Annotated in this window: 22 protein-coding genes; 12 read left to right on the forward strand and 10 right to left on the reverse strand. The window is 62.4% G+C overall.

What is annotated here, in order from left to right:
* Nucleotides 1-16 precede the first annotated feature (16 nt).
* Nucleotides 17-910: a LysR family transcriptional regulator gene (locus FHX14_RS11580; RefSeq protein ID WP_003594149.1), complete on the reverse strand. Its 894-nt coding sequence runs from the start codon at nt 908-910 to the stop codon at nt 17-19.
* A gap of 144 nt (nt 911-1054) precedes the next feature.
* Between FHX14_RS11580 and FHX14_RS11585 the strand changes: the two genes are divergently transcribed.
* On the forward strand, nt 1055-1477 hold the full coding sequence (locus FHX14_RS11585; protein WP_184377188.1) for a cupin domain-containing protein: 423 nt from the start codon (nt 1055-1057) through the stop codon (nt 1475-1477).
* Complete coding sequence (locus tag FHX14_RS11590) at nt 1464-2453, forward strand: aldo/keto reductase (RefSeq protein ID WP_184377189.1); 990 nt, start codon at nt 1464-1466, stop codon at nt 2451-2453. Before FHX14_RS11585 ends, FHX14_RS11590 begins: the two co-directional genes overlap by 14 nt.
* Before the next feature lie 47 nt (nt 2454-2500).
* Here the strand turns inward: FHX14_RS11590 and maiA are convergent, their stop codons facing one another.
* The 6 genes from maiA to FHX14_RS11620 all read right to left on the reverse strand — a co-directional run bounded on the left by maiA (nt 2501) and on the right by FHX14_RS11620 (nt 7147).
* A complete protein-coding gene (maiA, locus tag FHX14_RS11595) occupies nt 2501-3136 on the reverse strand; it encodes a maleylacetoacetate isomerase (protein ID WP_184377190.1) in 636 nt (211 codons plus the stop codon).
* Nucleotides 3133-3285, reverse strand: a complete 153-nt coding sequence (locus tag FHX14_RS11600; protein WP_003594126.1) for a hypothetical protein — start codon at nt 3283-3285, stop codon at nt 3133-3135. Before FHX14_RS11600 ends, maiA begins: the two co-directional genes overlap by 4 nt.
* Nucleotides 3286-3323: 38 nt before the next feature.
* On the reverse strand, nt 3324-3740 hold the full coding sequence (locus FHX14_RS11605) for an organic hydroperoxide resistance protein (RefSeq protein WP_012557904.1): 417 nt from the start codon (nt 3738-3740) through the stop codon (nt 3324-3326).
* A 193-nt stretch (nt 3741-3933) separates the two neighbouring features.
* Complete coding sequence (locus FHX14_RS11610; protein WP_184377191.1) at nt 3934-5253, reverse strand: HAMP domain-containing sensor histidine kinase; 1320 nt, start codon at nt 5251-5253, stop codon at nt 3934-3936.
* Nucleotides 5250-5990, reverse strand: a complete 741-nt coding sequence (locus tag FHX14_RS11615; protein WP_003594121.1) for a response regulator — start codon at nt 5988-5990, stop codon at nt 5250-5252. Before FHX14_RS11615 ends, FHX14_RS11610 begins: the two co-directional genes overlap by 4 nt.
* A 122-nt stretch (nt 5991-6112) precedes the next feature.
* Nucleotides 6113-7147 carry an alpha/beta hydrolase gene (locus FHX14_RS11620; RefSeq protein ID WP_012557907.1) on the reverse strand — a complete coding sequence of 345 codons (1035 nt, stop codon included), beginning with the start codon at nt 7145-7147 and terminating at the stop codon, nt 6113-6115.
* Between the two features lie 327 nt (nt 7148-7474).
* Here FHX14_RS11620 and FHX14_RS11625 point away from each other — a divergent pair, with 327 nt between their 5' ends.
* Both FHX14_RS11625 and FHX14_RS11630 read left to right on the forward strand, forming a co-directional pair.
* Nucleotides 7475-9244, forward strand: a complete 1770-nt coding sequence (locus FHX14_RS11625) for a cytochrome c biogenesis protein DipZ (RefSeq protein ID WP_184377192.1) — start codon at nt 7475-7477, stop codon at nt 9242-9244.
* Between the two features lie 52 nt (nt 9245-9296).
* A complete protein-coding gene (locus tag FHX14_RS11630) occupies nt 9297-10055 on the forward strand; it encodes an alpha/beta hydrolase (RefSeq protein ID WP_184377193.1) in 759 nt (252 codons plus the stop codon).
* A gap of 131 nt (nt 10056-10186) precedes the next feature.
* On the opposite strand, the gene FHX14_RS11635 is transcribed toward FHX14_RS11630, so the two are convergent.
* Nucleotides 10187-12391: an OmpA family protein gene (locus FHX14_RS11635; RefSeq protein WP_184377194.1), complete on the reverse strand. Its 2205-nt coding sequence runs from the start codon at nt 12389-12391 to the stop codon at nt 10187-10189.
* A gap of 329 nt (nt 12392-12720) precedes the next feature.
* Here FHX14_RS11635 and FHX14_RS11640 point away from each other — a divergent pair, with 329 nt between their 5' ends.
* From FHX14_RS11640 to FHX14_RS11655, 4 genes are all read left to right on the forward strand, one after another.
* Entirely contained in the window at nt 12721-13494 is a 774-nt protein-coding gene (locus FHX14_RS11640; RefSeq protein ID WP_003569151.1) for a transporter substrate-binding domain-containing protein, read from the forward strand.
* A gap of 113 nt (nt 13495-13607) precedes the next feature.
* On the forward strand, nt 13608-14414 hold the full coding sequence (locus FHX14_RS11645) for an ABC transporter permease (RefSeq protein ID WP_003594112.1): 807 nt from the start codon (nt 13608-13610) through the stop codon (nt 14412-14414).
* Complete coding sequence (locus FHX14_RS11650; RefSeq protein WP_003594111.1) at nt 14411-15241, forward strand: ABC transporter permease; 831 nt, start codon at nt 14411-14413, stop codon at nt 15239-15241. Before FHX14_RS11645 ends, FHX14_RS11650 begins: the two co-directional genes overlap by 4 nt.
* Before the next feature lie 173 nt (nt 15242-15414).
* Nucleotides 15415-15681: an usg protein gene (locus FHX14_RS11655; protein ID WP_003594110.1), complete on the forward strand. Its 267-nt coding sequence runs from the start codon at nt 15415-15417 to the stop codon at nt 15679-15681.
* 16 nt (nt 15682-15697) lie between these two features.
* On the opposite strand, the gene FHX14_RS11660 is transcribed toward FHX14_RS11655, so the two are convergent.
* Nucleotides 15698-16423 (reverse strand): DUF2270 domain-containing protein, encoded by a 726-nt coding sequence (locus tag FHX14_RS11660; RefSeq protein ID WP_003594109.1) that lies wholly within the window; start codon nt 16421-16423, stop codon nt 15698-15700.
* 114 nt (nt 16424-16537) lie between these two features.
* On the opposite strand from FHX14_RS11660, the gene FHX14_RS11665 reads away from it, so the two are divergent.
* From FHX14_RS11665 to FHX14_RS11680, 4 genes are all read left to right on the forward strand, one after another.
* A complete protein-coding gene (locus FHX14_RS11665; RefSeq protein ID WP_003594108.1) occupies nt 16538-17356 on the forward strand; it encodes a methyltransferase domain-containing protein in 819 nt (272 codons plus the stop codon).
* A 102-nt stretch (nt 17357-17458) separates the two neighbouring features.
* Nucleotides 17459-18145: a glutathione S-transferase family protein gene (locus FHX14_RS11670; protein ID WP_184377195.1), complete on the forward strand. Its 687-nt coding sequence runs from the start codon at nt 17459-17461 to the stop codon at nt 18143-18145.
* The gene (locus FHX14_RS11675; RefSeq protein WP_003594106.1) at nt 18142-18483 is read left to right on the forward strand and encodes a metalloregulator ArsR/SmtB family transcription factor; all 342 of its coding nucleotides are present in this window, start codon (nt 18142-18144) and stop codon (nt 18481-18483) included. Before FHX14_RS11670 ends, FHX14_RS11675 begins: the two co-directional genes overlap by 4 nt.
* A complete protein-coding gene (locus FHX14_RS11680) occupies nt 18480-18956 on the forward strand; it encodes an SRPBCC family protein (protein ID WP_012557913.1) in 477 nt (158 codons plus the stop codon). Before FHX14_RS11675 ends, FHX14_RS11680 begins: the two co-directional genes overlap by 4 nt.
* Here FHX14_RS11680 and FHX14_RS11685 read toward each other — a convergent pair.
* Nucleotides 18953-19405 (reverse strand): DUF1801 domain-containing protein, encoded by a 453-nt coding sequence (locus FHX14_RS11685; protein ID WP_184377196.1) that lies wholly within the window; start codon nt 19403-19405, stop codon nt 18953-18955. The genes FHX14_RS11680 and FHX14_RS11685 overlap by 4 nt on opposite strands.
* Nucleotides 19406-19430: the final 25 nt, after the last annotated feature.

Here is a 19430-nt window from a genome sequence, read left to right on the forward strand (position 1 = left end):
CTGGGAATATCGGCCGCTATTCTCGATAGCGAAGCGCATCGACGACGAGGACGAAGGCCGCCGAGGCGTGCCGGCGGCTCGGATAGTAGAGATGATAGCCCGGAAACGCCGGGCACCAGTCTTCGAGCACGCGCACCAGCCGTCCCTCGGCAAGATGCGCCTGTACGACATCTTCAGGCAGATACGCCAGCCCCGCCCCGGCGAGCGCCGCGTTCAGCCTGAGTGCAATATTGTTGAAGATCAATTGTCCCTCGACACGCACCTTCAACTCGCGCCCATCCCGCTCGAACTCCCAGGCGTAGACGCCGCCATAAGTCGGCAGGCGCAAATTGATGCAGTTGTGATCGGTGAGATCCTGCGGCGTCAGCGGCTTCGTCCGTCTTTCGAAATAGCCGGGAGCGCCGACCACAGCCATGCGCATGTCGGGACCGATGCGGACCGCGATCATATCCTTGGCCACCTGCTCCCCCAGCCGCACACCCGCATCGTAGCGTTCGGCGACGATGTCGGTCAGCCCGTAATCGACGATGATCTCGACATTGATATCGGGATAATCAGGCAGGAGCTTTTCCAAGCCGGGCCAGAGGATGGCATCCGCCGCATGCTCGCCGGCATTGATGCGAATGCTGCCGGCCGGCTTTTCCCGAAACGCGCTCAAGGCGACGAGCTCAGTCTCGATCTCATCGAGCCGCGGGCCGATGGTGAGAAGCAGGCGTTCACCCGCCTCCGTCGGCGAGACGCTGCGCGTCGTGCGCGTCAGCAATCGCAATCCAAGCCGCTCCTCGAGCCCGCGGATCGTATGGCTGAGCGCCGATTGCGACACACCGAGCTTCGCCGCCGCCTTCGTGAAGTTTTTTGCACGGGCAACGGCAAGGAAGGCGATCAGGTCATTGACGGCAGGACGCGGCATTTATGAAACTTTCTCATAAGTCCGTGCCAGAACTACCATCTAATCACGGCCAAAGGCACGCGCTAAATATCCTGTCATCTGAGGACGAAGACATCCGCCGCGCGCGGACGAACGCCCCCAACTCTCCGACAGGAAAGAACGATCATGGAAATCAAGCGAAGCGGCTCGCAGCCTTCGGCCAAAGGACCGGCAGACTGGTTCACCGGCACGGTCCGCATCGATCCTCTCTTTCAGGTGACCGACCCGGCCCGCGCGGCTGGCGCCAGCGTCACTTTCGAGCCCGGCGCCCGAACCGCCTGGCACACCCATCCGCTCGGCCAGACGCTGATCGTCACATCCGGCTGCGGCCGCGTGCAGCGCGAAGCTGGGCCTGTGGAGGAGATCCGCGCCGGCGACGTCGTCTGGTTCTCCCCCGGTGAGCGCCATTGGCACGGCGCATCGCCGACGACGGCAATGACCCATATCGCCATCCAGGAACAGCTCGACGGCAAGGTCGTCGACTGGATGGAACATGTCACCGACAGTCAATACCAAGCTTTGAAAGGAAACGGCGATGCAAAAGCGTGAGCTCGGAAAGAGCGGTCTCGAAGTCTCGGCCATCGGTCTCGGCTGCATGGGGCTGAGTTATGGATATGGCCCAGCGACAGATATCCGGGAAGCCGTCGCGCTGATCCGGCAGGCGGTCGAACGTGGCGTGACCTTCTTCGACACCGCGGAAGCCTACGGCCCCTATAGAAACGAAGAGCTTTTGGGAGAAGCACTTGCTCCCTTTCGCAGCGAGGTAGTGATCGCAACCAAATTCGGCTTCAACCTCGATGCCAATGGCGGCCAGAGTGGCATGAACAGCCGGCCCGAGCAGATCCGGGCAGTTGCCGACCAGGCGTTGAAGCGCTTGAAGACCGATGTCATCGATCTGTTCTACCAGCATCGCGTCGATCCGGATGTTCCGATCGAGGACGTCGCTGGCACGGTCAAGGCGCTGATTTCAGAAGGCAAGGTGAAGCATTTCGGCCTCTCGGAAGCCGGCGCCAAGACGATCCGCCGCGCCCATGCCGTTCAGCCGGTGGCGGCGCTGCAGAGCGAATATTCGCTCTGGTGGCGCGAGCCCGAGCAGGATATCCTGCCGGTGCTCGAAGAACTCGGCATCGGCTTCGTGCCGTTCAGCCCGCTCGGCAAGGGCTTCCTGGCCGGCGCGATTAACGAGACGACCAGCTTCGACAGCAAGGACTTCCGCAACATCGTGCCGCGCTTTTCACCAGAAGCGCGAAAGGCCAACCAGGCACTCGTCGAGCTCCTCGCGGAGATCGCCGCACGCAAGCAGGCGACCTCCGCCCAAGTGGCGCTCGCCTGGCTGCTGGCGCAAAAACCTTGGATCGTGCCGATCCCCGGCACCACCAAGCTGCATCGCCTGGAGGAGAATATCCGGGCCGCCGAGGTCGAACTGACGGCAGAGGATCTCGGCAATATCGAAAGCGCGCTCGCCACCATCAAGGTGGAAGGCGATCGATATCCCGCGCATCTGCAGGCAAGGGTCAACCGCTGAGAACAGAAGCGGCCGCCATCATGTGCGGCCGCTCTTCATTGATCGCATCACCGTCTCGGCGCCGGCGCGTTCTCCTCGAAAGCCGGGATCGTCTCGAGCCTGCCGACAATCTCCGCAATATTGGGCCACCGGGCGAGATCGAAGCCCATGCGCCGGGCGCTGATCGCCTGCGGGAAGAGAAAGATATCGGCAAGACCAGGCCGGCCGCCGACGGCGAAGGCGCCCTGCCGGCGGTCGGCAATCATCGTCTCCACAGCGGCCATTCCCTCACCGACCCAATGGCGGCTCCAGGCCGCAACGGCATCGGCATCGGCCTGGAAGGCCGCTTTGAGATGCAGGCCGATCCGCGGCGGCAGCAGCGCATGGATCTCGGCTGCGATCGCCAGCGCGATCGACCGCGCCAGCGCCCTGCCCTCTGCCGTCTCCGGCAGCAGCGACGGTTGCGGCTGGATCTCGTCGAGATATTCGACGATCACCAGCGACTGGGTGATGAGAACGCCGTCATCCGTCAGCAAGGCCGGCACCAGCCCTTGCGGATTGACGCTGCGATATCCGGCCTGCCGGCTCTCGGCCTCTTCGCCGAGAATGGTGACCGGCAGCGCCTCGGCCGTCAGCCCCTTCAGCGCAAGCGCGATCCGGACTCTTGAGGTCGCCGAGGAAATTTCGTTCTGATAAAGTTTCACTGTCTTTCTCCCTGATGGCCTGAAGAGGAAACCGTGGACGCCGCCGTCACAAGGCCGGCGAGCGGCGAAGGCTCCCGCGAGCTTACGTCGTAAATGCAGGGCGCGGCGAAGACCGTCGCGCCCAGAATGCAGATGATCACCAATCGCATCAAATCCTCCATCGGCGAGGCCGATCGGTCGTTATCCGTCAGACAACGATCAATTCGACATCGATATTGCCGCGCGTGGCCTTTGAATAGGGGCAGGTCCGGTGCGCCTCATCCACCAGCGCCTTCGCGACATCCACTTCGATGCCGGGCAGGCTGACCTTAAGGCGTGCCTGCAGGAAATAGCCGCCGTCGGTCGTTCCGAGGTCGACCTCGGCATTCACCGCGGTCTCCGTGGGAAGCCTGACCTTCAGCTTGCCTGCGGCAATGCCGATCGCGCCGATGAAGCAGGCCGACCAGCCGGCGGCGAAAAGCTGTTCGGGATTGGTGCCCGGCCGCGCGCTGCCGGGAGGCGAGAGCTTGATATTGAGCTCTCCGTCGTCGCTCTGCGAAGCGCCGTCGCGCCCGCCGGTGGTGCGGGTCTTGCCGGTATAAAGAACCTTGTCGATCTTGGTCATGGAAACACTCCTTGTCTGGCTCGCTATTCGCGATCGGATCGCCTCAGGCGATCGGGTTGAACGGAGTGTGGTTTGATCGGGTGATATATCCGGCATGTTTCCGAAATCGGCCGAAATGTCACAAAACGTAGCATCCGGCATCCAGGACATGGTCCCATACAAATCGCCGGAAATTTTCCGGCGATCCCCATCATCACCGAAGGGTGACTTCCGCCGCCAGTCCGCCGCCGGCGCGATTGTAGAGCCGGAGCGAACCGCCGATCTTGGCCGTCAGCTGCTGGGCGATCGCAAGACCAAGACCGGTGCCGCCGGTCTCCCGGTTGCGGGATTGCTCCAGCCGGAAGAAGGGCTGCATGGCGGCTTCGAGCATATCGTCAGGGATACCAGGCCCCCGATCCATCACGGTGATGACGACATTGTTTTCCGCGTTGTGCTCGACGCTGATTTCGGCGGCACCCGCAAACTTCAACGCATTGTCGATGAAGTTCGACAGGATGCGGCGAAGAGCGTGTGGCTTGGTCAAGGCGGCGCCCTGAACCAGCCCGACGACCGTCACCGCCTTTCCGGTGTCCTGATAGTCGTAGGATATGCTGTCGATGAATGAGGCGAGATCGATGCGGGCATTCTTCTCGCCGCTGCCGTGGGCGCTGCGCGCATAGGCTATACCGTCCTGGACGAGGCGCTGGATCTCCCCGAGATCATGCACCAGCTTGTCCTTTTCAGGCGAATCCTCCGCCATATCGGCGCGCAGCCGCATGCGGGTGATCGGCGTCTGCAGATCGTGCGAGATGGCCGCCAGTATCTGTACACGCTCTTCGAGGTAATGGGCGATCCGCTCCCGCATCGCATTGAATGCCCTCACCGCATGCGCAACCTCGCTCGGACCGGCCTCGCTCAAAGCGGGACCGTCCTTGTTGGGGTCGAGGGCATCGGCTGCGGCAGCAAGCGCACCGAGCGGCCGGATTGCCTGGCGAACCGCAAACCAGGTGCAGGAGATGAGCAGCAGCATCTGGATGACGAAGACATAGGGCAGCCATGCGGCGATCGGCATGACGCCCTTCGGCGTGACGTCGATCGTCAGCGGGCTTCCATCGCTCAGCGTCAGATGCGCCTGCAATCGGTTCACCTCACCTGGAATCCGTTCGATGCTGATCGGAAAGCGATGTCCGATCGCCTCCTCGATCTTGCCTGATACCTCCGCCCCCTTGCTTGACGTGTCGGGCACGCCTGGAAGGCCGGTCCCGAGCACGAAGCGGTAATTGCCGCGGCTCAGCCGGTCGAGGAGAACGCCGCGCTCGCCTGGTGGAAGCCGGTCGAGAACGGCGATCGACGTTGCGACGTCATTCTCCAGCGTGCCGAGCATCACCGCCTTGGCCGACATGGTGCGCTCCATATAGAGCACGCTGAAGGACAGCCCGTAGGCAAGGGCGAGACCGATGAGCAGGATGAGGAAGATCCGCGACCGCAACGTCCTCGGCCACATCAAACCCGAGAACCAGGGGATCGCCCTCATTGGCGCAGCTCCGTGATTTCGACCGGAACCGAAAATACATAGCCTTCGCTGCGCACCGTCTTGATGTAGGTCGGTTCACGCGCATCGTCCCGCAGCCGCTGCCGCAGGCGGCTGACCAGGAGATCGATCGAACGATCGAAGAGATCGGCATCGCGGCCCTGCGTCAGGCTCAGAAGCTGGTCGCGATTGAGCACCCGCTGCGGGTGATCGATGAAGACGCGAAGCAGCCGGTACTCGGCGCCGCTGAGTGCAATCGCGGTCCCCTCCGTGTCGAGAAGATGCCGGGCGACCGTATCGAGCCGCCAGTCGCCGAAGCTCAGTAACTGTCCGGCCTCGCTGATCTGCAGGTTAGGCGGCAGCATGCGCGTGCGCCTCAGCACCGCCTTGATCCGGGCCAGCAACTCGCGCGCGGCAAAGGGCTTGGCGAGATAGTCGTCGGCGCCCATTTCCAGCCCGAGGATCCTGTCCATTTCGTCGGTGCGGGCCGTCAGCATCAGGATCGGGATCGCCTTGTGCCGGCCGGCGCGCAGTTCGCGGCACAGCACCAGCCCGTCGTCACCCGGCATCATCACGTCGAGCACGATCAGGTCGACGGCATTGGCTTCGAGAAAGCTGCGCATCTGGCGCCCGTCCGCGGCAGTGCTGGTCCTCAGGCCGTTCTTCTGCAGATAGCCCGAAACCAGCTCGCGGATTTCGCGATCGTCGTCGACGACCAGGATGTGATCGACATGATCCATATGTTCCTGTTCCCTTACCGATAGAAGCGGCCGCGTCCTCCTCCTCGATATCGAGGCGGCTGACGCGACCTACGCATATTCCGCCGGCCCAGGCAACGAGGCTCTGCGGCCGGTCTCATCGATCAGAAGCGGTCGACGTCGATGACCGCCTGCGCAAAGGCCTGCGGCGCTTCCTGCGGCAGGTTGTGGCCTATGCCGCCATTAATCGTGCGATGCTCGTATTTGCCGGAGAATTTTCCGGCATAGGCGGATGGCTCCGGATGCGGCGCACCGTTTGCATCCCCCTCCATGGTGATCGTCGGCACGGAGATCATCGGCAATGCGGCAAGCGTCTTCTCATAGGCATCGTACTTGGCCTCGCCTTCGACAAGCCCCAGGCGCCAGCGATAATTGTGAATGACGATCGCGACATGGTCGGGATTGTCGAAGGCAGCCGCCGACCTGTCGAAAGTCGCATCGTCGAAATTCCACTTCGGCGAAGCCGTCTGCCAGATGAGCTTTGCGAAATCATGCGTATTGCTCTCGTAACCCAGCCGCCCACGTTCGGTTGCAAAATAGAACTGATACCACCAGGCCAGTTCCGCCTTCGGCGGCAGCGGCTTCAAATTAGCCTCCTGGCTGCCGATCAGGTAGCCGCTCACCGAGACCATCGCCTTGCAGCGCTCCGGCCATAGCGCCGCCATAATGTTGGCCGTCCTCCCGCCCCAGTCATAGCCGGCAATCACTGCCTTCTCGATATCGAGCGCATCGAGCAGCGCGATCATATCGGCAGCCAGCGCCGACGGCTGACCGTTGCGCGGTGTCTGGTCGTCCAGGAAGCGGGTCGTGCCGTAACCACGCAGATAGGGGACGATCACCCTGTAACCCGCCGAGGCCAGCAGCGGCGCAACATCGACGAAACTATAAATATCGTAGGGCCAGCCATGCAGCAGCAGAACAACGGGACCATCCGCGCTGCCGGCCTCGGCATAACCAATATCGAGCACGCCCGCCTTCACCTGCTTCAGCGCTTCGAAAGACGTATTGGTTCCGGCCTTTACGGCGGGCAGCGCCGACTGGGCGACGGCTGTCCCGGCCACGCCGAATTCGACGGCCGCAAGGGCGATTGCCGTCATGCCGAAGAAGCGGCGGCGGTGATGGTTGATTTGCTCTGACATCGGTCTCTCCTGTCGAATGAATCACGTCCTCAAAAGACGTTCCACTTGTATCAGCGATATGTCATGAGCAATCATTATTGAATGCTGATGTAGCTTCCGGCCGCCAGGATACATTCCGATACAATCGCGCCGTTTTCATCGCTCGCGGTATCTGCGACGCCGGTTTGTGTCGCTCTGTATCGCGATCGCCCATCAGCAACACTTCGGTACATTTTCCGGCGAAACCCGACACATCCGGGATACGTCCGCCCGGCCATATCCTCGCCGTTGCTGGTTCAGGCCCATCGCCGTCCAGAGCCCGATCAATCGGTTTCAAAGGAAACGATGATGACACTGCTGATCATTGCCTATCTCGGAGGTGCGCTGACGATCCTCAGCCCGTGCATCCTGCCGATCCTCCCCTTCGTCTTCGCCCGTGCCGGGCAGCCCTTCGTCCGCAGCACGCTGCCGATGCTGGCGGGCATGGCCGCCACCTTCGCTCTCGTCGCGACACTGGCCGCGGTCGGCGGCAGCTGGGCCATCCGCGCCAATGAATATGGCCGTCTTGCCGCGATCGTCCTGCTGGCGCTCTTCGGCGCCAGCCTGCTTTCGCCGCGCTTCGCCAGCACCCTCGCCCGGCCGATCGTCGATCTCGGCAACAATCTCCTGAACGCCAACGGCGGTGGACGCGCTGCGCCGACGGTGAAGAGCGCCCTCATCCTCGGCGTCGCTACCGGCCTGCTCTGGGCGCCCTGTGCCGGGCCGATCCTCGGCCTTGTTCTCACAGGTGCCGCCCTGCAGGGCGCTAACCTGCAGACCACCTTCCTGCTCGCCGCCTATGCCGCCGGTGCTGCAACCTCGCTCGCGGTCGCCCTGCTTGTCGGCGGCAGGATATTCGCCGCGATGAAACGCTCGCTCGGCCTCGGCGACCGGATTCGCCAGGGTCTCGGTGCTGCGGTACTCGCGGGTGTCGCCGTCATCGCCCTCGGCCTCGACACCAGCCTGCTGTCGCGGCTTTCCTATGCGAGCACCGCATCACTGGAACAGGCAGTGCTCGACAGGTTGCATGCCAAGCCCGCAGCCGGCGCCCCCGCCGAGGTCGCCAGCAACGGCGTGATGATCGCAGACGCCAAGAAGCCCTTTCGCAGCGATCTGCCGGTCGAAGGGTATGCGCCTTCGCTCGACGGCGCCGTCGAATGGCTGAACTCCAAGCCTCTGGCCACCGAGCAGCTGCGGGGCAAAGTGGTGCTCGTCGACTTCTGGACCTATTCCTGCATCAACTGCATTCGCACGATCCCCTATGTCAAAGCCTGGGCGGAAAAATACGCTGATCAGGGCCTCGTGGTGATCGGCGTCCACGCCCCGGAATTCGCCTTCGAGAAGAAGCTCGACAACGTCAAGAAGGCGGTCGGCGATTTCGAGATCGGCTATCCCGTCGCGATCGACAATGACTACAAAATCTGGCGCGCCTTCGAAAACAGCTACTGGCCGGCCGGCTATCTCATCGATGCCGAGGGCCAGATCCGCTACCACCATTTCGGCGAAGGCAACTATGGCAGGACCGAAAAAGCCATTCAGGACCTGCTGCGCGAAGCCGGCAGCCAGATGACGTCAAGTGCGCCGGTCGCACCGGATGCCAAGGGCGTGGAAGCCTCTCCGGACCTTGGCAATATCCGCTCCGGCGAAACCTATCTCGGCTACGAACAGGCGGCGAATTTTGCCTCGCCCGAAGGACTGCAGGCCGACGCGCCGCATGAGTATTCGATCGCAGAACCCGGCCTCAACGGCTGGGGTCTGTCCGGAACCTGGACTGTCGGCAAGGATCAGGCGAGGCTTGATCAGGCCGGTGGCGGTATCACCTATCGCTTCAGCGCCCGCGACCTGCATCTTGTTCTCGGCCCGGGCACGGACGGCAAACCGATCCGCTTCCAGGTGACGGTCGACGGCAAGGCGCCGGGACCGGATCACGGCTCAGACATCGATGCCGACGGCAACGGCACGGTGACGGCGACTAGGCTTTACCAGCTGGTGCGCCAGTCCGGCACGGTCGGCGCCCGCAACTTCCAGATCCGCTTCCTCGATCCCGGGGTGCAGGCCTACGCCTTCACCTTCGGCTGACCCGCAGACTGATTAATTCCGATCCTCGACAACGACCAAAGGAGTGATACCCATGAACCGACGTCTTCTCTTCACCGCAGCCCTTGCCTTCGCCACCACCGCCATCGCCTTCGCAGCAGAGGCTGCGGCGGTGAAGAACATCGTAATCGTCCACGGCGCGCTCGCCGACGGCTCAGGATGGCGCAAGGCGACGGAGATTCTCCAGAAACGCGGCTTCAACGTCACCATCGTCCAGGAACCCATCACCTCGCTCGACGACGATGTGGCGGCGACGAAGCGGGTTCTCGACCTCCAGGACGGACCGAGCCTGCTCGTCGGCCACAGCTATGGCGGCATGGTCATTACCGAAGCCGGCAACGCCCCCAATGTCGCAGGCCTCGTCTATGTCGCGGCCTTCCAGCCCGACAAGGGCGAAAGCCTGCTGAGCCTCGCCAGCTCCAAGCCCGCCGGCAGCATGGATATCAAGGAAACCAAGGACGGCAAGTATCTCTATCTTGACCCCGCAGCCTTCGCCGCGGATTTCGCCGCCGACCTGCCGCAAGCCGAAGCCGACTTCCTGGCAAGATCACAGGTCTTCGCCTCGAAGCAGGCGTTCTCCGCCAAAATCGCCGAGCCGGCATGGCGGACAAAACCGAGCTGGTCGATCGTCGCTACGGAGGATCGCGCCATCAACCCCGAACTGGAACGCGACATGGCAAAACGGGCCGGCAGCGACGTGACCGAGATCAAGGCAAGCCACGCCGTCTTCGCGTCCCAAGCAGAGAAGGTCGCCGACATCATCGAAAAGGCGGCCAGGAAAGCCGGCGAGTAGAACCGGCGGGATGGGGGCAGCAGATCATCGACGGCCGCCCTCATCCAACTCGCGGATCCCGTCCTTCGCCCCGCTGAGAAGAAGGAAAAGGCCATAAAGCCCCTCCCCACAATGGAGAGGGGCAACGATATTTACTGGTTGGCAGCCACCGGCCGAACCAGCGCCGTCACGCGGCGGACGGTGACGCGGCGGTTTTCCTGTTCAGGGCCTGACGTATTGACCTTCAGATATTGCTCGCCATAGCCCTGAGTCGCCAAGTTCTCCGGCGGGATGCCGTAGACGTCGGAGAGCACGTTCGCGACCGATTCCGCCCGCTGGTCGGAGAGGACCAGGTTGCTCTGATCGGTTCCGACGGCATCCGTATGACCCTCAATCAGGAAGGTTTCACTCGGATCCTTTTTCAGCACTTGGCTGATCGCGTCGGCAACCTTGCGCAGCGTGCGCGCCTGCGTCATCGGAATATCGGCGCTGCCGGTCGCGAAGGTGATCGTGTCGAGGTCGATGCGGCGCACCTTGTCGCGGATACGGGCCGAATACTTCACCTCGTCAAGCGAGTAGACACGCTCCACCGGCTCGACGGGCGGCTCGCTCAGGAACTCGTAATAATCCCGGTCCGGGTCACTGCGAGTATCGATGATGTAATCGTTGAGCGGTACGCGCAGCCGCATCGGCGGCAGGTCGGCACCCGGATCCTCGAAATAGTCGCGGTCCGGATCGTCGTAGAGGTCCTGCGAATAATAGAGCACATGCTCGCGCCCGCGGGCGTCGACGCGCGACCGTTGAATGATGTCGCCGTAGCGGTTGCGGATTGTCACGATGCGGTAACCCTCCGGCCGCGTGATCGTCTCGCGGTAGCGATCACCCGACAGCTCCTCGTAGCTCGGCCGTTCGCCGTCGCGCAGGAACCGCCTGTCGTCGTCGCCACGCACGATCACCCGATTGTCGTACTGGATGATCACACGATTGTCGTCGGTGCTATCGTCGACGCGCGCACCGTCGGGACGGACGAATTGCGGCCGCGCATCGAGCTTTCTACCCTTCTCGCTGGTCACCGCTTCAAGCTTGATCGTCGGCGCCGCCTTGGCGCCGCTGGCGGCCTGCGCATCGGCATCCGAGGTCGGCACCTTCACCTCCTGGGTCTCGGCGCGCATCTTGTCGCGGTCGCGGCGGCCTTCGCGGCCCTTGCTGCGGTCGGCATCCTTGTCGCTGTCGAGCACGGCGGCACCGTTTTCGACCGGCAGCACGACGGTTTCGTTGCTCTTGGCAGGATCCGCGGCAATCTTCTTGCGGCGCTCCAGCTCTTCGGGCGAGGCCTTTTCCGGCGCCGGAATGGCCTGCTCGACCTGCTTGCCGCCGCTGGCATCCGGCAGCGGCTGAGCAGTGTCGGTCGCCGGCGCGGCCGGCTGCGCGCCGGCGGGCTGTTCGCCGGCAGGCTTGGCGGCGGTGCCGTCCTTCGGCTTTTCGGCGGGTACGGCTTCTGGTGCCGCCGCTTTATCTTCGGTCGCCTTGCCTTCAGTTGCCTTATCTACAGTTGCCTTGCCTTCGGTCGGCTTCTCCGCAGGTGCTGCGGCTTCGCCCTTTGCCGGCTTCTTCTCTGCCGGTGCTTCGGCGGCGGGTTTTGCCTCCGGCTTGACTTCGGGTTTGGCCTGCTCCTCGGCCGGCGTCACGGCTTCGGGAGCCGCAGTCTCGGCTTTGCCCTTGCCTTTATCCTTGCCCTGGGCCTTGTCCTGCCCTTTGGCGCGCTTGCCGCCTTCCGGCTTGGCTTCCGGCTGCGCCTGCTCCGTCTCCGGCTGCGCTTCCTTTGCCGCCGGCTGCTGTTCGGGCTGCGGCTGAGCCTCCGGCTCGGCCTGCTTCTTCGGCTTCCTCGGCTTCTCCTGCGTTACCGGCTGCTCCTGCTGCGGCGCGGCCTCCGGCTTGGCCTTCCGCTCGGGTTTGCTTTCGGCCTGCGGCGCGGGTTTTTCCTTCGGCGCTTCGGCCTTCGGCGGTTCCGGCTCTGCCTTGGGTTCAGGCGCCTTGGGTTCGGGCGCCGGTGCCTCCTTGCGCTCGGCCTTCGGCTTTTCGGCGGGCGCCTCCTTCGGCTGCTCGGCGGCCGGTGCCTTTTCGGCCGGAGCCTCTTCCTTCTGCTTGCGCTTCTTCTTCAGCAATTCCTCATCGGAAGGCGCATCCTGAGGCGCGTCCTGCGCCACTTCGAAACTGCCTTGTTCGACTTGCCGCACGGCCTGTGCCTGCGTCGCGGCGTCGCGCACGGCAGCCATTGCCGATGCCGGCTGGAATGCCAGCGAGAGTGAAAGCAACGGAAAAGCCGCGCTTGCGAACAATCTTGATTTCATGCCCATCGGGTTTCCTCGATCCTGTTTGAGCTTCCTGAAGGCCGATAGGCCCTGCTTCCGCCCCTAGCGTCGCAATGAGGCGAAACGGCGAAATGGCAATTGCCGAACCGCCGATTTGTTCCGGTTCTAGGAAGCTGCAGATTAACCTCGCGTGAATGTTGCAGTCTGCCGACGTTCATCTCGACTGCTATTTGCACCGCCCAATTGCGATGGGATTTGTGTTGCAATTCCATGAAAAAAAGTCTGATTATCGCCGCAAGGCGGTCTCGGACCGTTGAACTGCAGCCGTCAGCCCGCGAGAAAAAGAGCGGCGGCTACCAACAGAGAGGATCCTCATGCATATCTCCACCCGTATTTTCGCGGCAGCCTCGATCGCGGCGATGTCCCTTTTCGCCGGCTCGGCCATGGCCGATGGCGAGAAGTATGTGATCGGCACCGATTCGACCTATCCGCCCTTCGAGTTCGTCGACGCCAGCGGCACGATCCAGGGCTTCGACATCGACATCACGAAGGCGCTTTGTGCCGAGATGAAGGCTGAATGCTCCTTCGTCAGCACCGACTGGGACGGCATCATCCCGGCGCTCAACGCCAAGAAGTTCGACATGATCGTTTCCTCCATGTCGATCACGCCGGAGCGCCTGAAGCTCGTCGACTTCTCCAACAAGTACTACAACACCCCGCCGGCCATCGCCGTGCCGAAGGATTCGAAAATCACCGACGTTGCCGGCCTCAAAGGCAAGGTGATCGGCGCACAGACCTCGACAACGCACGCCAACTACGCCGAGAAGCACCTGGCCGACACCGAACTGAAGCTCTATCCGACGGCTGACGAATACAAGCTCGACGTCTCCAGCGGCCGTGTCGACGCCGTCATCGACGACGTCGTCGTTCTCTCCGAATGGGTCAAATCCGACGCCGGCGCCTGCTGCAAGATCCTGACCACCCTGCCGGTCGACAAGGAAATCAACGGCAACGGCGCAGGCATTGCCATCCGTAAAGGCGATCCGCTCAAGGAAAAGCTGAACACGGCAATCGCTGCGATCCGCGCCAGCGGTGAATACAAGAAGATCCAGGACAAGTACTTCGACTTCGACGTTTACGGCGAATAAGAAATTCGCTATCTGGCCAGTCAAGGTAATGGCGGAAGGCTTGCTCTTCCGCCATTTTTGTTTGACAAAGATGGCAAGATCAAAACGGCAAAAGCCGTGAGGGGAATTCACGCATGGGCGGATTATTTTCCGCGCTCGGCTCCTTCTGGAGCGCACTTGTGCACATTCTGGATCCGCTGTGCGGACCCGTCGGCATCTTCACCTGGCTGGGTCAGTCGACGATCCTTGCCTGTGGCGATACCGGCTGGGGCGACGAGATTGCACTTGGCCTAGAGGTCACCGTTTCCGTGGCGATCGTCACCCTGCCGATCGGCCTCGCCATCGGCTTCCTGGTGGCGCTCGGCCAGCAGTCGGAAGAAAAATCGCTGCGGCTGGCGGCCGGCATCTACACGACCATCTTCCGCGGCCTGCCGGAGCTCCTGACGCTCTTCATCATCTATTACGGCATGCAGATGCTGATCCAGTCTCTGCTGACCTTCGTCGGTTATGACGGACCTCCGGTCGAGATCAATGCCTTCCTCGCCGGCGTCATCGCGCTTTCGGTGGTTTTTTCAGCCTACTGTTCGGAAGTGCTGCTCTCGGCCTTTCGCGCCATTCCCAAGGGGCAATATGAGGCCGGCGACTCGCTTGGCCTGCATCACGGCCGCACGCTGCGTCTGATCATCCTGCCGCAGCTGGTGCGCATCGCCTTGCCGGGCCTGACGAACCTCTGGATGGTGCTCCTGAAGGACACCTCTTACGTCTCGATCATCAGCCTTGCCGATATCCTGCGCCAGACGAGCGTCGCCGTGCGGGTCACCAAGGAACCCTTCTTCTTTTATGGCCTGGCCTGCTGCCTTTATCTGGTGCTGGCCATTCTCTCCTCCTTTCTGCTCGTCTATGTCGAGCGCTGGGCCAAGCGTTCGGAGATCCGCCGATGAGCTACGCCGAAACGCTGATCCCGCCGCAACCCGCACCTCGCGAAGTGATGAAGCCGATGACGCCGGCGCGTATGGCCGGCTATATTTTCGTCGCCGCCTGGGCTGTATTCGGCGCGCTGCTGGTGATCTCCGTCGTCAACGGCTGGGATCCGGAAAAATTCACCCGCTACGGACCGCGCTATCTCCACGGTCTCGGGGTCACGCTCAGCCTCGTTTTCATTTCCGTCATCTGCGGCGCAGTTCTGTCGCTGCCGCTTGCCGCGGCGCGCATGTCGAAGAACCGGGTGCTGAATGCGCTCGCTTACGGCTATATCTATTTCTTCCGCGGCACACCGCTGCTGGCCCAACTGTTCCTGGTCTATTACGGCCTTGGCGTATTCCGGCCGCAGCTTGAGGCCGTCGGCATCTGGTGGTTCTTCCGCGAAGCCTGGTATTGCGGCCTTTTTGCCATGACCATCAATACCGCGGCCTACCAGGCGGAAATCCTGCGCGGCGCTATCGAAAGCGTACCGCACGGCCAGCACGAGGCAGCCGCGGCCCTCGGCATCCACAAGTTCATCGCCTTCCGCAAGATCGTTCTGCCGCAGGCCCTCATCGTCGCGCTTCGCCCTTACGGCAACGAGATCATCCTGCTAATCAAGGGCTCGGCGGTCGTCGCCATCATCACCGTGCTCGACCTGATGGGCGAGACCCGCTATGCCTTCTCCCGCACCTTCGACTACCAGACCTATCTCTGGGCAGCGATCTTCTACCTCGTCATCGTCGAGGCACTGCGCCATCTCTGGGCCTGGATCGAGCGCCGCCTGACCCGGCATCTCAAGCGTTGACGCGTGCGGTTCCGGCCTGGCAGCACTCTCGGCGCGATGCTGCCAAGTCGTTGATATCAAAAATAAATTGTCCTTTTATGAAGTATCTGTAAAGCTTCCGTTAACCACTCGCATGTTTCCATATCACGTAGCGCTAATAAGCGCGCGAGTGGGAACGAGAAGAAGTGAACACGATGCACAAGGACATGGAAAAACAACTGCAGGGCTATGGCCTGACGACCGCCCAGATCCTCTACCACCTGCCGGATCATCCGGCGATTCTGCAGACTTATGTCTGGCAGGAATATGATCTCGCCCCCGATTTCCCCGAAATGCGCGGCTTCCTGAAATTCTGGGAAGAAAAGCTCGACGGACCGCTGCATTCGGTGCGCTACATCCACCGCAAGCTGATCTCCGCGACCGAGTGGCGGGCGCTGAAGGGAGAGTTCATCCTGCACTGATCCGGCTTGCGCAGAATCAGACATGTGCCTCGCCATGGCCGAATTCGCCTTGGTCGCGGACCGGGCTGAGCGCAAAACAGAGGATGCCGAGGTAGAAGACGGCGACGATGACGATGACCGCAAGGCCGGGAATAGGCCCCAGCACGGCATTGTCGATGACATAGGTCCAGGATTGCGCCTGCAGCGCCGGCATGCCCTCCGTCTGCAACTTCGGCGTCGAGATTTTCAGGCACCAGGCAAGAAACAGGATGGAATACATCCAGACGTAATTGCGTCTGAGCCGGCGGTGCATCGCGTCCCGATAGCTGAGCAGGAAACGCGGTTTGCGCAAGCTGCTGGCAACCACCGCGGCCCATTCTCTCCCGGCCCCCGCCTCCGGCGCCAGGATCTGCGCAAAATAGCTGCGCTCGATCTGGCGGATGCGGGCGCGGTAGATGTCGAAGAAGCGGTAGCGCCGCGCCTCGATGATCAGAAGCAGCGTCACCAGCATCATCCCGAACAGCAGAACGCCGTGATGCGAGGTCGGCGTCGACAGCGACACCGAAAGCAGCGCCGCCACCACGGTGATTGCCCAGTTCGACGTCCGGTCGATGCGGTCGCGCCAGCTCGTCATCCGTCCGAGTTCGCCGCGGTAATAATGGCTGAGCGTATTGGTAATCTCGCCCGGCGTACCAGGCAGCAGTAACGCCCGCGCAGCCTCTCCTTCCAATACCGATGACACCCTTTCTTGCTCCGATTTCATGACTTTTCCTCCCTTCGTCTTGTTTTTGGCCATTCTGCGCCCACAGCCACGCCATTGCAAAACATCGAAAGCCGCCTTAGACGCATGCGTGAAACAAAAGGACGGCGGACTGCTATGGCAAAGAAGATCGACGAAGAAGCCCTTGGCGAGGCTTATAACCGCGCTCTGGCGCTGGAAAAGGCCGGCGATGTCGACGCGGCCGTTGCAGCCTATGAGGAAGTCCTGGCGATTGATCCCGACGATCATGGCGGTGCAGCCGTGCGCATCGCCGCGATGGGCCGGGGCGAGACGCCGGTCAGGGCGCCGGACGCCTATGTCGAGACCCTGTTCGACCAGCATGCCGAGGTTTTCGAAGACGTGCTCGTCGAGCAGCTCGGTTATCACGTGCCGATGCTGGTGCGCCAGCGGCTGCAGGCGCTGAAGCTCGGGCCGTTCAAGCGACTGCTCGATCTCGGCTGCGGCACGGGCCTCACCGGCGGCGCGCTGCGCGACCTCTGCGCCGATATGACCGGCCTCGACCTTTCGGAGAAGATGGTCGAGGTCGCCCATGAGAAGGATCTCTACGAGACGCTCTTCGTCGCCGAGGTCGAGGACTTCCTCGACGACAATGATGAGGAAGCCTTCGACATCATCACCGCCACCGACGTGCTGCCCTATCTCGGCGCGCTCGAACCGCTGTTCTTCGGCGCCGCCGAGAACCTGACGTCCGGCGGCCTGTTCATCTTCTCCTCGGAAACCCTGCCGGAGGAGACCCTTGCCGGCCGCGCCTACATGGTCGGCCCGCACCAGCGCTTCGCCCATGCCGACGCCTATGTGAAAGAACGTCTGGCGGCAACCGGCTTCGAACTCATCGAGATATCGGATATCAATGTGCGCATGGAAGACGGCCAGCCGACGCCCGGCCATCTGGTGATCGCCAGATATATCGGCTGAGGCAATAGTTACACGATCGACGAACTATCTGTTGCGCATTGCTTTCCGACCTGATACTTAGTCGGTCGGTAAAGTTTTCCACCTAACAGGAAAGGTCGCCGCATGTCGCTCGTGTTCTATGGGCATCCGCTCGCCTCCTTCTGCCACAAAGTGTTGGTCGCGCTTTACGAAAACGGCACGCCCTTCGAAAACCGCCTCGTCGATCTCTCCGACGAGGGCTCGCGCGCCGATCTTTTCCGCTTCTGGCCGATCGGCAAGATGCCGCTGCTGCGGGACGAAGCGCGCGACAGCACGGTTCCCGAAACGTCGATCATCATCGAATATCTCGATCATTATTATCCCGGCCCCGTTTCCCTGCTGCCGCTGGAAATCGACCGTGCGCTGCAGGTCCGCCTCTGGGATCGCTTCTTCGACCACTATGTCCAGGCGCCGATGCAGACCATCGTCAGCAATCGCCGGCGCCCCGAGGGCAAGGAGGACGAGACGGAGGTGGCCGCCTGCAAGGCGACACTTGCCACCGCCTATGCGATGATCGAAAAACAGCTCTCCGAGAGCTCATGGATCTCGGGCGAGGCCTTTACCATGGCCGATTGCGCCGCCGCCCCCGCCCTCTTCTACGCCGAGACGCTGGTCCCGTTTTCAGAGGAGCAGCAGAAGCTTCGCGCCTATTACGACCGGCTACTCGCCCGCCCATCCTTTGCAAGGGCGCTGGAAGAGGCCCGCCCCTATTTCAAGTTCTATCCCTACCATGACAGGCTGCCCAGCCGCTTCCGGGATGCGGCGGGATGATCGACGGCCAGGCGGGACTCGATCGCATGTTCCACGCGCTTTCCGATCGCAGCCGTCGCGGCATGATCGACCGCCTCGGCCGCGGCCCGGCTTCTGTCACCGAGCTGGCCGCGCCGCTTGCGGTTGCCCTGCCAACGGTGATGAAACATCTGCAGGTGCTGGAGGAAAGCGGCCTCGTACTCTCCGAAAAATCCGGCCGGGTGCGAACCTACCGCCTGCAGCAGGACGCGCTTGCCGCCGTCGAGCGCTGGGTGGAACAGCGAAAGAGCCGCTGGAACGCTACCTTCGACAGGCTGGATCAATATCTCGCCGAAGAACCGGAGACCTTTTCCGAATGACGACACGATCCGCCGAACACACCACCCTCGTCATCGAGCGGCGCCTGAAGGCGCCGGTCGCCCGCGTCTTCCGCGCCTGGTCGACACCGGAGGCCAAGCGCCAATGGTTCGCCTGCCATGGCGAATGGGCGCCGCTGGAATACAGACTCGACTTCCGTCCCGGCGGTACCGAGCGGAACCATGTCGCCGATACCGACGGGCTTTTACATGCTTTTGACGCCCATTACATCGATATCGTGCCTGATTCCCGCATTATCTATGCCTATGAGATGAAGCTCGGCGAAAGGCGCATTTCCGCCTCGCTCGCCACCGTCGCCTTCGAAGCCGACCCCGAGGGCACCAGGATGATCTTTACTGAACAGGTGGTCTTTCTCGACGGCTACGCCGACAACGGCGCACGCCTCCAGGGCACACAAATCGGTCTCGACAATCTCGAACTTTTTCTGGAGCGCGAGGCGAGCCCGATCCATTAGCCGCTTGATTTCTTCCGGGAGGCGGCAGCCTTTGCTGACATATTCAACGCCGCAGCGGCGCGAAAGAGCGCCTTCAACGCCTCCTCGTCGATCTCGTCGCCCTCATGGAAATCGATGGCTCGCCGCGTGTTGCCGTTGAGGCTGGAATTGAAGAGACCTGAAGGGTCCTGCAATGATGCGCCCTTGGCGAAGGTCAGCTTCACCGCGCTCTTGTAGGTCTCGCCGGTGCAGATGATGCCGGAACGCTCCCACACCGGAACCCCTCGCCACTTCCATTCCTCGACCACCTCGGGCTCGGCCTGCCTGATGAGCGCACGGATCCGGGCGAGCATTTCGCCGCGCCAATCGCCGAGTTCCTTGATCCTGGCGTCGATCAGTTGAGACGGCGAGGCTCCCCCGTTTGCGTCCCCGGAAGCGCTCGTCTTCATTGCTGCTGTCGCTTTCTTCATAGTTCCTCCCGCCCTCATGCGAGGG

This window comes from Rhizobium sp. BK619 (assembly GCF_014195245.1).
GTDB lineage: Bacteria > Pseudomonadota > Alphaproteobacteria > Rhizobiales > Rhizobiaceae > Rhizobium > Rhizobium acidisoli.